At 51.5% G+C, this 12,043-nt stretch carries 13 protein-coding genes; 12 read left to right on the top strand and 1 reads right to left on the bottom strand.

Annotated elements, in window-relative coordinates; genetic code table 11:
- Window positions 1-8 precede the first annotated feature (8 nt).
- From Ga0123462_RS05825 to Ga0123462_RS05870, 10 genes are read left to right on the top strand one after another with little or no spacing between them, the layout of a single operon-like run.
- On the top strand, window positions 9-899 hold the full coding sequence (locus tag Ga0123462_RS05825) for a lysophospholipid acyltransferase family protein (protein WP_100265438.1): 891 nt from the start codon (window positions 9-11) through the stop codon (window positions 897-899).
- Window positions 896-1,594: a class I SAM-dependent methyltransferase gene (locus Ga0123462_RS05830; RefSeq protein ID WP_100265439.1), complete on the top strand. Its 699-nt coding sequence runs from the start codon at window positions 896-898 to the stop codon at window positions 1,592-1,594. The genes Ga0123462_RS05825 and Ga0123462_RS05830 overlap by 4 nt, the downstream gene beginning before the upstream one ends.
- Entirely contained in the window at window positions 1,591-2,571 is a 981-nt protein-coding gene (waaF, locus tag Ga0123462_RS05835) for a lipopolysaccharide heptosyltransferase II (protein ID WP_100265440.1), read from the top strand. Before Ga0123462_RS05830 ends, waaF begins: the two co-directional genes overlap by 4 nt.
- A gap of 9 nt (window positions 2,572-2,580) precedes the next feature.
- Window positions 2,581-3,612, top strand: coding sequence for a lipopolysaccharide heptosyltransferase I (gene waaC, locus Ga0123462_RS05840; RefSeq protein ID WP_100265441.1), 1,032 nt, complete (start codon window positions 2,581-2,583; stop codon window positions 3,610-3,612).
- Window positions 3,602-4,444 (top strand): DUF3108 domain-containing protein, encoded by an 843-nt coding sequence (locus Ga0123462_RS05845; RefSeq protein WP_232726369.1) that lies wholly within the window; start codon window positions 3,602-3,604, stop codon window positions 4,442-4,444. The genes waaC and Ga0123462_RS05845 overlap by 11 nt, the downstream gene beginning before the upstream one ends.
- On the top strand, window positions 4,441-5,013 hold the full coding sequence (locus Ga0123462_RS05850; RefSeq protein WP_100265442.1) for a methyltransferase family protein: 573 nt from the start codon (window positions 4,441-4,443) through the stop codon (window positions 5,011-5,013). Before Ga0123462_RS05845 ends, Ga0123462_RS05850 begins: the two co-directional genes overlap by 4 nt.
- A 60-nt stretch (window positions 5,014-5,073) precedes the next feature.
- Window positions 5,074-5,673, top strand: coding sequence for a methyltransferase domain-containing protein (locus Ga0123462_RS05855; RefSeq protein WP_100265443.1), 600 nt, complete (start codon window positions 5,074-5,076; stop codon window positions 5,671-5,673).
- 38 nt (window positions 5,674-5,711) lie between these two features.
- The gene (locus Ga0123462_RS05860; RefSeq protein ID WP_100265444.1) at window positions 5,712-7,406 is read left to right on the top strand and encodes a carbamoyltransferase family protein; all 1,695 of its coding nucleotides are present in this window, start codon (window positions 5,712-5,714) and stop codon (window positions 7,404-7,406) included.
- Window positions 7,403-8,179 (top strand): glycosyltransferase family 2 protein, encoded by a 777-nt coding sequence (locus Ga0123462_RS05865; protein WP_100265445.1) that lies wholly within the window; start codon window positions 7,403-7,405, stop codon window positions 8,177-8,179. The genes Ga0123462_RS05860 and Ga0123462_RS05865 overlap by 4 nt, the downstream gene beginning before the upstream one ends.
- 8 nt (window positions 8,180-8,187) lie before the next feature.
- Complete coding sequence (locus Ga0123462_RS05870; RefSeq protein ID WP_232726370.1) at window positions 8,188-9,264, top strand: glycosyltransferase family 4 protein; 1,077 nt, start codon at window positions 8,188-8,190, stop codon at window positions 9,262-9,264.
- Here Ga0123462_RS05870 and Ga0123462_RS05875 read toward each other — a convergent pair.
- Window positions 9,245-10,408 carry an LptF/LptG family permease gene (locus Ga0123462_RS05875; protein WP_100265446.1) on the bottom strand — a complete coding sequence of 388 codons (1,164 nt, stop codon included), beginning with the start codon at window positions 10,406-10,408 and terminating at the stop codon, window positions 9,245-9,247. The genes Ga0123462_RS05870 and Ga0123462_RS05875 overlap by 20 nt on opposite strands.
- A 128-nt stretch (window positions 10,409-10,536) precedes the next feature.
- Between Ga0123462_RS05875 and Ga0123462_RS05880 the strand changes: the two genes are divergently transcribed.
- Both Ga0123462_RS05880 and Ga0123462_RS05885 read left to right on the top strand, forming a co-directional pair.
- On the top strand, window positions 10,537-11,409 hold the full coding sequence (locus tag Ga0123462_RS05880) for a class I SAM-dependent methyltransferase (RefSeq protein ID WP_232726371.1): 873 nt from the start codon (window positions 10,537-10,539) through the stop codon (window positions 11,407-11,409).
- Window positions 11,409-12,029: a class I SAM-dependent methyltransferase gene (locus Ga0123462_RS05885; protein WP_100265447.1), complete on the top strand. Its 621-nt coding sequence runs from the start codon at window positions 11,409-11,411 to the stop codon at window positions 12,027-12,029. The genes Ga0123462_RS05880 and Ga0123462_RS05885 overlap by 1 nt, the downstream gene beginning before the upstream one ends.
- Window positions 12,030-12,043: the final 14 nt, after the last annotated feature.

Consider the following 12,043-nt stretch of genomic DNA (forward strand, 5'->3'; position numbering starts at 1 on the left):
AATCGACATTGGCCCTCCTCGTCAAATCCCTCTTTTTTCTGCTGCAGTTACTGCCGGTGCGCCTTGTGGGTGCCTTCGGGGCCGGGCTCGGGCGTCTCTTCTACCTGATTGATGGCCGCCACAGGACAATTGTGCTTCGGAATCTGGATCGTATCTATCCGGAGAGGGAGAGTGCCTGGAAAATCCGCATTGCCCATGAATCATTTGCTGAACTCGGACGAACCATGCTGGAGACACCGCATGTATTTATGCGTTCGCGTGAATACCTGCTCTCCCGAATTGAGATGGAGGGTGAAGAGGCTTTCAGAGATGCTGTAGCACAAGGTAAAGGGGTTATCCTGACGGCCATGCACCACAGCAACTGGGAACTCGGCGCACTCTCGTTTTCAATGATGGGGTATGAAACAGACATTATCTACCGCCCCCTCAGGCAGGAGAGTCTGGACAAATTTCTTCTGGATTCCCGTACCCGGTTCGGTGCCCATCTGCGGTCTAGAAACGAAGGATTGCGCTGGCTTCCTAAAGCACTGAAAAACGGACATGCCATTGCAGTCATGGTCGATCAGCATCTCTCCAACGGCACACCGGTTCCCTTTCTTGGACACCTTGGAAATACGACCACCCTTCCAGCCACCTTTGCCGCCAAATACGCCACACCTCTTTTCGGCGTGCGACTGGATCGCATTGGCAGATCGTTCCGCTTCAAGCTCCAGTTCTGGCCGATTGAGCTTCCAGCGCTCAGCGAGGGCCATCAACACAGCGATATTGAAATCATGCGCACAATTTGTGACTCCTTTGCTCCCGCCATCCACCAGCGTCCCGAGCTGTGGCTCTGGGTGCACAGGCGCTGGCTCTATCTCGATGAGCTGGAACAGAAACAACAAGAGAGCCTGAAATGAGCAACAGACACAAGCCCATTTCCCGCAACCGCTGGCAGGCATCCCAGAATGAAACCATGGCCAGGTGGAGAAAACACAGCCCCAACATCGACCGTGAGCAACAGGAGAGGGATATACTTCCGGTTATTCAGCGATATGCAGCCCAGTATCCTGAAGATGGATTCATTCTTGAGATTGGCTGCGGCCCCGTCTGCCTGAGCCAGAACCTGCCGCAAAAGAACAAAACCTATCTTGATCCACTTATTGAAGATTTTCGCAGGCGTTTTCCAGGAGTCCTCCCCGATGGAGAGTTTCTTGCCACAACAGCGGAACGCATTAACAAACCGGCTGACAGCTTTGATATGGTAATCTGCCTGAATACAATATCGTTCTCTCTCAATCCCGAGTTGATTATGCATGAGATTGAACGCGTCCTTAAACCAGAGGGAACACTGGTTGTCGATATGCGAACCCACAGTCCGCTGGAAGCAAGGCTGCACTACTGGGCAGAGCAGCTGATCCCCAGCCTCTGCTCAAAAACCCGCCCCTACTACTACTCCCTCAGGGGTATCCGCCGTACTCTGGCCCGCCATTTCAAGATCGAAGAGGAACTTAATCAGAGCAGGTTCAAATTCTGGTTTCCTTTTAAACGACAGCAGATGCTGTTTATCTGCAGCAGAAATGACAGCCACAGGAAAACGGTCTCCCCTTCATGAGCAATGAACATCAGCTTCTATTGATGCCACCCAACTGGATTGGGGATGTTGTCATGGCGCAACCTGCAATGTCAGCTATCGCCACCCACTACCGCATGCATCATGAGCATTGCCGGATCACACTCTGCGGGCGAAGCTGGCTGAAAGAGCTGCTCCCATGGCTGAATATCAAAGGGGCAGAGTATGCCAGCGACATCCCTGCCGCTGACACCGCCTACCTCTTCCCCAACAGTTTCAGGGTCGCGTGGCAATGCAAACGGGCAGGGGTAAAAAAGATCATCGGCTATCGCGGGCAGTGGCGCTCTCTTCTCCTGAGCCAGCCCGTGCGACACCGCATCGACACCAGAACCGATCATCATCGCCTTTTCCACCTCGATCTGGCACGCCAGACAGGCATCACCACAGGCAGTGACAGGGTTGAACTATCCGTTCCCGAAAATGGCCTTGAGCTTGGCAGAGCAGCGATAGAGAAGCATGGAATGAATCCGGAACGAACCATTTCTGTTGCACCTGGCGCACAGTTCGGGGGTGCCAAATGCTATCCTTCTGACGGCTTCAGAGCGGTAGTCCACGCACTGGCCGAAAAAGGATGGCAACCGCTGATTCTCGGCATGCAGGAGGACCGAAACGTCGCCGAATCAATTCTTGAAGGTATTGGCTCCCCAGCCTGGAACGCCGCTGGTGAAACAGCACTGAGTGAAGCGCTGCAGCTTATAGCCGCTTCAAAGCTGATGCTCTGCAATGACTCTGGCCTGATGCATGTTGCAGCGGGGCTTGGCATTCCAACCGTGGCCCCATTTGGTGCCACTGATCCTGAGCGCACATCACCCAGCGGGGATAAGGTTGCCATCCTCTACGAACCGGCAGATTGCAGTCCCTGCCTTCAGCGCGAATGCTCGGTTCCTGGACACCCCTGCATGGCCAATATTCCACCGCAAACACTGACCGATGCCTGCCTCAATATGCTGGAACACTAGCCCTTGGCCATGAAGATCCTGATTGTTCGGCTTTCGGCCTTCGGCGATATCATCCACTGTCTGCCCGCACTTGATGACCTGCTGGCGCGTCCTGAGGTAACCGAGGTGCACTGGCTGGTTGATGAGCGCTATAAATTTGTCACGGATATCCTTCCGAAGCAGGTGCATGTACATGCCGTCGCCCTGAAAGGTGATCACCCCATTCACTCTGCATGGAAGGCTATTCGAACACTTCGCGCCACTGGCTTTGGAGCGGTGATTGATCTGCAGGGGTTGATAAAATCAGCAGTGCTTTCGCGCCTTTGCGGTAGCCCGGTTTATGGTTTCGATAACAACCTTATGCGGGAAAAACCGGCCAGTCTGCTTCTGCACAATGTCACTTTCCACCCTGATGAGCGACATGTTGTGCAGCAATATCGTCGAATTGCCACAGGCCCGTTCACCTCTGAACCCGCATCTGTTGCCATTCCCTATGCGAAACCCTCTATCAACCTTGCTGACAGCCGCTGTCCAGACGATGGCGAGATCATCGCCCTTCTGGGGCTTGAGGAGAAAAGCTATGTGATACTTCATGCGGCCGGCGGTTGGGAAACCAAACAACTTCCGGCAAGCACCTGGATCAGCGTGGCTAAGGGGCTGAAAGAAAAAAACATCACCCCCCTGTTTACCTGGGGTAACGACGCCGAGCGCGCCCAGGCGGAAAGTTACGCCGATCGGAGCAATGGCTTCGCCTTACCCAAACGTTTAACTATGCCATCATTATGCTCACTGATTTTGCATGCCCGTGCCGTGGTCGGTGCAGATACGGGCATGCTTCATCTGACAGCGGCTTTAGGAAAGCCAACGGTTACATTCTGGGGCCCTTCGGCATCGTGGCGATCTGCCCCCCTGGAGGTTGAACACGATATGAGTAGACCATTGCACTTGCATATCGAATCAAATCCCGCATGCGGCCCATGCTTTAAGCGGACATGCGACAACTTTGTCTGCATGGACATGATCCTCCCTGAGTCGATTTTAAGGGCAATAGATGAGCTGTGAATTTTTATTAGGGCAACGCCATCAGCACTTTCCGGGCAAAGTACTGCTGCTGCTCATCCCCTTTATGTTTGGTATCTGTTCCTCTTACTCCGCCCATGCTGAAACAGTGGAGATCAGAGCGGCTCACTGCATGCCATATATAGGCGAGCACCTGGAGTTCGACGTTAACTGGGAGTTCATCAATGCCGGTTCAGCAAGCATGGATGTACTTCCCAAGAGTGGAGGCTGGCAGGTCAATACCGTTGCCAAAACGAACAAGGCTCTCGATATTTTCAGAAAGGTGCGCGACTACATTACGGCTGAAGGCCTCTGTGTGAACGGGCGCATGCAGAGCACACTTTTTGATGCCAATCTGCACGAGCGCAAATACGTTGCAAAAAAACGTACCGAATTTCTCTGGCAGGAGAACAGGGTCAGGCATTCACAAAACAAGGTGGTCGAGGATTTCGATGTACCAGCCGGCCACCTTAGTGTGATCGACGCATTCTTTGCCGTGCGCAACCTTAAACTCATCCCGGGCCAGAAGCTTAAAGTTCCGGTCTTCGACTCGCGCAAACGTTACGAGATCGAAGTGACTGTCTTGCCAGAAAGAGAAGTTTTAACTGCTCCGTGGGGTAAGAAAGTGGAGTGTATTGTGGTCCGTCCTCTCTTGAAATCTGAAGGAATCTTTACCAATAAAGGTGAGATGACGCTCTGGCTCTCCAATGATGAACGACACATACCGATCAAAGTGGCTGCAAAAATAAAATTTGGAAGTATCTTTGCACACTTGACGTCCTACCAGTACACAGCACCAACGAAATCAAGCACCATAAGAGAAAACAGCAAATGAGCACTGAGATTGCAAATAAATCCGCATGGCACCGACTGGTTATTGAGCACCGCATTAAGCTCACTTATGCGTTCGCCATTCTGGCCCTGATATTTATCCGTCCAAGTCTGGAAGCGATGATCTGGGGGCTGCCATTTGTTGTGGGCGGCGAGCTTATTCGCATCTGGGCATCCGGCCACATTCACAAATTCAAGGAGGTGACCCGTACCGGCCCTTATGCGCTCTGCAGGCACCCGCTCTACCTTGGCCACTTTCTTATCCTGATTGGCTTCATGATTGCAGGCAACCAGATATGGGTAGCCATATCCGGCATTGTGATTTTCTGGTTGATTTTCATCCCGACAATGCAGCGAGAGGAGACCCAGCTGACCGAAATGTTCGGTGATGAATACCGCAGATACATGCAGACGACCCCACGCGTCATTCCTCGCTGGAATGCGAAGGGAAGAAATGCAGGAAGCTTTAATCCGGCCCTGGTAGCCCAGCATCGGGAGCTGAACAATATCATTGGTCTTGCTGCCGCACTGCTAATTTTTGCCACTTTGGGACTGTTGCATGCCAGCTGGTAAGATACGTCTCTATTACATAGCCTTTGCTGACCTATACATGTAACCAAGGAACGGATTGAAATGGCCCGACTATTTGATCATCCGCTGAAGCGGAAAGCTCGTTACGAAGCTGAATATGCAGACAGAAAGGTGCTCGATGTGGCCTGTGGCTGCGTCAAATTTAAAGGCGCCACCGGTCTCGATTACAACGTACGCTCCTATATGCCTCAGGAGCTGCAGGCCGATATCACCTATGATCTCAATCAGTTCCCCTATCCATTTGAAGATAGCAGTTTTGACATGATCTGGTGCTTCCACTTTCTCGAGCATTTCCAGGATCTGCCAAAGATCATGGAGGAGTTTTACCGCCTGTTAAAACCGGGCGGGAAACTGGTCATCAATACACCCCACTTTTCAAGCGTTGAGGCCTACCGCCACTGGCAGCACTGCCACTTCTTTGCACGCGGCTCGTTTGACTATTTTTGTGAAGACTCCCATGAGTGGGAGTTCTACAACTGCCGCTTCAAACTTGCCGACAGCAAGATTTTCTTTGATGACCTCTACACCGCCCTGGGCGTCGGCGTTATCGCCAACACCTTTTCATGGCAGTTTGAGCGACGCCTGTCATGGATATTTCCAGCCTCCAGCGTCTACTTTGAACTTCAAGCCATCAAAGACTGAACGCCCGAACAAATTCAATCCCCAGGCAGAGGAGCACCATGATCATACTTGGCATTAACGACATCGCGCATCACAACACCTCTGCAGCCATCGTCAAAGATGGAGAGATTGTCGCCGCCATCGAAGAGGAACGCATCTCCAGGATCAAGCTGGACAATGGTTATCCTTATGCAGCTATCAATGAGGTGCTTGAGATCGCCGGCCTGTCGGCAGGTGATATCGATCATGTTGCACTGGCCGGACTGGATCATGTCCAGCAGCGCCCAGCTCTGAACCTCATGTTTGACCATATCGCCGAACTGGCCAAAGAGGATGATGAGATTCGTCGCTTCTATCGTAAGCAACAGCTAGACCGCTACTCCCGTCTATTGCGCTCTCGACCGAAGCTACCCAAGGCTTTCAAAGACAAGGTTTCCACCATCGTCGAACATCATCAGGCACATGCCGCATCCGCCTATTTTGCTTCACCGTTTGAAGGTAAAAAGGTTGGCGTGATCTCTCTGGATGGATCGGGAGACTTCTCATGGGGCTCTGTCTGGGTTGGCGAAAACGGAAAAATGGAGCATGTGGAGCATCTGCATGCCCTGAATAGCCTTGCCCTGCTCTACTCTGCATTCACCATATTCCTCGGATTCAAGGCTACCCGCCATGAAGGAAAAGTGCTCGGTCTTGCAGCATTCGGGAAGCCCGAACCGCTCTACAGCCGACTGATGGATTTGGTGAACCCTGATGACTGGGATCACCTTCTGCATCCCAGACTGGCAAAATGCACGCTCAGGCAGCACGGCGATATGGCCCAGAACAGTATTCGCGAATTGACTGAAGGGTTGTGCAAGGAGGACATTGCCGCAGGCCTGCAGGCATTCACCGAGAAACTTGTATGTGACAAGGTTGAGTCTTACGCAAAAGAGCTGGATGTACGCTATCTGGCTCTGGCAGGCGGTATTTTTGCCAATGTAAAACTCAACCAGCGAATCCTAGAACTGCCTGCAATCGATAACATCTATATCCATCCCAATATGGGAGATGGCGGATTGGCCGCCGGTGCTGCACTGCAGGCATATGCCAACCTGAATCCTGAGCGTATGCCGATGTTCATGAACAATGTTTACCTTGGCACCAGAATCACCAGAGAGAGTGCTGAAGCTGCGCTGGTTGAGAGCGGCCTTGGCTTTGAGGCTCCGGAGAATATGGCCAAGGCAGCTGCCGGACTTCTCGCAGATGGCAAGGTCGTCGCACGCGCCTGCGACGGCATGGAGTATGGTCCGCGCGCACTCGGTAACAGAACTGTAATGGCTGCATGCTCTGATCCAACCATCAATGACTGGCTCAACAAAAAGTTTCAGCGCACCGAATTCATGCCGTTTGCTCCAGTCATACTGGAGGAGCACTGTGCCGAATACTTCCCAGCCTGGGTTCCGGACCATAAAGCCGCCCGCTTTATGACACTCACCTACGATGCTGCGGATGTTGCCAAAGAGAAAATCCCCGCCGCCGTCCATGTTGACCAGACCGCCCGACCGCAGGTCATTCGACGTGAGGACAACAGGGATTATTACGATATCCTTCATGAGTTTCATGCACTTACAGGTGTCGCCAGCGTGATCAATACCAGCTTCAACATGCATGAGGAGCCGATTGTCTGCACTGCATCGGATGCAATTCGAGCATTCCTCGACGCAAAACTTGATGCCCTGATCCTCGGGCCGTTCCTGGTATTTCAACCTGAATGAACCAGACCGGAAAACTTCCGATTACCGTAACGATCATTGCCTGCAATGAAGAGAAACGCATTGGGGAGTGTCTAAGCAGCGTACAGTGGTCAGATGATATTGTTGTCGTTGATTCCGGCAGCAGTGACAGAACCGTTGAAATTGCAGAATCACATGGCGCAAGGGTCATTCATAATCCATGGCCGGGATATGGCGAACAGAAGCAGTTTGCGAGCAGCCAGGCAAAGAATGAGTGGATTCTAAACCTCGATGCGGACGAGTATATCACTCCGGAACTGGCGGAAAGCATCCGTTCTGCCTTTAGTACGACATCCCCGGAATCCCCGGTTGCCTTTGAATGCAACTTCGAACACTTTCTGATGGGAAAGTGGCTTCGTCATGGTGAAGCCTTCCCTGATCCGCATATTCGCCTGTTTAATCGCCAACATGGCGACTGGAACAGTCGCCCAATCCACGAACATATCGAGATCAGCGGTGAAATCGGAAAACTGGAAGGAACGATTCGCCACAGAACGGTTGAATCGCTCGCTGAATATATTGATAAAATCAACCGCTATACCGATCTACAGGCGGAAATTGTTCTACAATCCGGAGTCAGGGTAACATTCCCCCAGCTGTTTACCCGGTCTTTGTGGCGCTTTCTGAGAGGTTATATTTTAAGACTTGGTTTTCTGGATGGCGTTGCAGGCTTAACCCACAGCATGACATCCACGCTCACCTCCTACCTGAAATACGCCAAGGCATACGAACTACAGAACAGGGAAAAGGAATAGCAGCCATTGTGAAGGTGCTGCACATCGTTCGCCAGTATGGCCCGGTCGGTGGCATGGAGCGCTATGTCTGGGAGGTTAGCCGGGCACAGGCAGAGCTCGGCATGGAAGTTAATGTTCTATGCGAAGAAGTTCATGGTAATGGCCATGAAAACATTAATGTTTTCCAACTCGGAAAGGGATTGCGAAAGCCAAGATGGCTGGCCGCCCTTCTTTTCTCCCGCAGGGTGACAAGGTGGATTCGTAAGCATCCGCAAAAGGGAACAATCATTCACAGCCATGAAACAACAGCTGTTCACCACATCACCACCTTCCATGGCCCTCCTTTCGCACGCATCCGCCAATATCCATGGTGGAAGCGCGTATCGCTTCGCGTTTATGCCAACCTCTGGCTGGAACAGCGCGAATTGTGCGGGGATCAGGTTCAAAAAGTGGTTCCCAATTCAGCACTGATCGCCAAGGAGTTGCTCGCCGCCTACCCCTCTATCAAAGCGCGCCTTACTGATCCGGTCATTCCCGGTGTTGGCAAATGTATAGAGCGCCCTGATCGCATCATTCCTCCCACAGGCGGTGTGATCGGCTTTATCGGTAAGGAGTGGCAGCGTAAGGGACTGGACAGAGCAATAGCTATCGTCGAAAAACTGCGTCAGTCGCGGCCGGAATGCGAACTATGGGTTGCGGGACCGGCTCCTGATGATGTTGCTCATCTATTCAAGACTTGGGATGGCGGCTACCGGCTGCTGGGCCTGACCGATAGCCGGGAGATCATGCCACAACTGGACCTGTTGATTCATCCGGCTCGGCGAGAGCCTTTCGGTATGGTGATCACCGAGGCTTTAGCTGCGAATGTGCCAGCCGTTGTATCGAGGCAATGCGGCGCTGCAAGTGAGATTGGCAATAAGCAAGGGATGGTCCTGGATGAGTCCGAAAACAGATCAAAATGGGTTGAGGCATGCAATGAACTGCTCAACCGCTCAGAGCCCCCACCCCCCTATCAACACAGTTGGAGGGAGGTTGCACTCGAATACGCAAACCTCTACAGGTTAATTAATACCGAGAACCAAGATATCAGAGCTTATTCTTCTTAGACCAGCGGTGAGCAAACCAGTGGGTCGAGGCCTGATGCAGAAGGTAAAACCACTCACCAGCCGCTGAAAACACTTTGGGCAGCCGATCTGCCTCAGCCCGTATCCAGAGGAAAACGCCCATCGCAAGCATGGCGATCTGAGCAGCCCACATAGACCAGCCCGGATATGCCCCCTGACTGACCTGACGATGCAACATCAACTGAATATTGTAGACCAACACCAGTACGGCGATACCGACTATGAGCGATCCCGCCTTACCCGAACGCTTCTGAGTCAATGACAATGGAAGAGAAAAAAAGAGCAATATCAGTACGGTTGACGGAAGCAGAAGCCTACGGTTCCACTCTGCTACAGCATCCGGTTTCGTTAAGGCTTGCAGATGATCCCACAACTCCGAGACAGTCATCATCGTCACATGATCACCTGATTGTCGTTCCTGCCACCTTCCACCAGAGACGGGAATAGTTACCTGATAATGCTCAAATGCGAGCATGCGCTGGTCTGCCCCCTTCCCCTCCAGCCTAACTCCGTCATTCATGCGCAGCTCAAGATAATCTCCGCGCATCTCAAAACGGGCTGACTCAGCTGTATAAATCACGGAGATATTGTCACGAGCATCCTCAAGGATAACACCGCGGTAAAGACCCGAGTCATCCTCACCGTCAACATATACTGTCACGCCGTCCAGGCCCTCTGTAAACCGTTGGGGAGAAAAGGTGATTGCACCCTTCATTGCATAGACCTTGACCAGAATATTGTTAAAACCAAGCTGCCCCTGCGGCAGCAATACCATAGAGGTAAAGGTCAATCCGGCCCAAAGCAGTGCAACCACGAGAAAGAAACTTCGGAACATACGCGTATACGAAACTCCAGACGCGCGCAATGCATCCATTTCACTGCTCTGCTGCAGTGATGTGACGGTATTCTGCATGGAGAGGAAAAAAGCCATGGGAACAGTTAAAAGAAGAAAGTATGGCATGGTTAAAATCAGCAGCTCGCCTATCAATACCCATGCCTGTCCACTGTCACTGACCGTTTCAAGCAACTTAAGAGCTCGTCCCAATAGCAGGACACCCAGCACAAGAAGCAACCCCCCGAGAAACGGACCCATCCAGAGTCGCAGAATATATCGGTCCAGTATCATAACTCTCCGTGATTGCTTTGGATTTGAAACATGTGCGATGATAGCATCCGGTCCACGTTTGGTAAGGGCGATTTTCTAAACATCTATCAGGAGTGCGACCAATTCTTACAGCCACACAGCAATCAGCATTGAAATCTGCACAGGAGCGTTTTCTTGAACAGCTCCCTGTTGAGAGCATTTCCGCCCGGGTTGCAGAGCAATCAGGTCACGATCGGAATGAGATCTCGGCACTGATGAATACCTTCAGCAATGAAAGCCGTATTACACTTGATCTTGTGATAGATAAGCTTGATCCAGAAAAGAGAATGCTTGAAGTGGGGGCTGGCCTCTGCCTGCTAAGCCTGTTCCTAACGCAGCAGGGCTTCCGGATTGTTGCATTAGAGCCTGCACTGGGAGGGTTTGGCCTCTTTGAGCGGTTGAAAGCAGCAATTCTTAGCGAACTTTCTCACATTGACCTTACTGTGCTTGATAAACCCGCCCAAAACCTGAATGCAAAAGAGGATGGCCCATTTGACCTAATCTTCAGCAATAATGTTATCGAGCATATTCCGGACTGGCATGATGCAATGGAATCGATGGTTGAAGTTTTAAAGCCATCCGGCTTGATGATCCATGCCTGCCCGAACTATTCTATCCCCTATGAACCGCACTATGGCGTACCGGTATTTCGGCACTTCCCTTCATTCAGCAGGAAGCTTTTTTTGCCGTCCGGAAGCGACCCGGAAATCTGGGACTCTCTCAATTTCATCACTTGCAATGAGATCAGAAACTACTGCAACAAAAACAACCTAAGTTATCTATTTAGAAAAGAATTGTTGTTCAATGCTATCAAGAGAATTGATGAAGACACTGCATTCAGGGAGCGTCACAAAGGTTTGGTTGCCACTGTGGCCTCATTGATCATAAGATCAGGGATGGGAGCACTTATCAAACGCATTCCGCCTGCACTATCAACACCATTGATAGTCGAGATCAGAAAATCGCAGACAGGGGCTAAATAGTGGCCCAGAATACTTCTGGCATCCGCGCCATCTTCTCGCATGCATCGGTATATAACATTGCGCAACGCCTGGTTGGTGCAGAAAAGGCGCGCACTATCCTTGTGAAAGATTATTTTCCCAAATCTGAAAGTTATCGCATGCTTGATATCGGCTGCGGCACTGCGGAAATCCTTCGCCACCTTCCATATGACCTCGACTATGTCGGCTTCGATGCCTCGGCCACATATATTACCGAGGCGTGCCGCCAGTTCGGTAACAGGGGCACATTTAAGGCGGAACTGGTCAGAGAGGCAATACTTGATCAGATGCAGCCATTTGATCTGGTGCTTGCATTTGGTCTACTGCATCATCTTGATGACAAAGAGGGTGAAACCCTCTTTTCTCTCGCAAGGCAGGCGCTGAAGCCCGGTGGGAAATTGATTACTGTTGATCCTGTTTATGTTCCTGACCAGCGCTCACTGGCACGCTGGATCATCAGTAAGGATCGAGGGCAGAACATCCGCACAGCTGAAGCCTACCAAGAACTTGCCCTGTCTCACTTCACTGATATTAAAGTTACCGTGCGTCATGACATGCTTCACATCCCCTACTCCCACTTGATACTAGAGTGTAGAAAATAATGGTATCTAAATCT

The organism is Mariprofundus ferrinatatus (assembly GCF_002795825.1).
Classification (GTDB): domain Bacteria; phylum Pseudomonadota; class Zetaproteobacteria; order Mariprofundales; family Mariprofundaceae; genus Mariprofundus; species Mariprofundus ferrinatatus.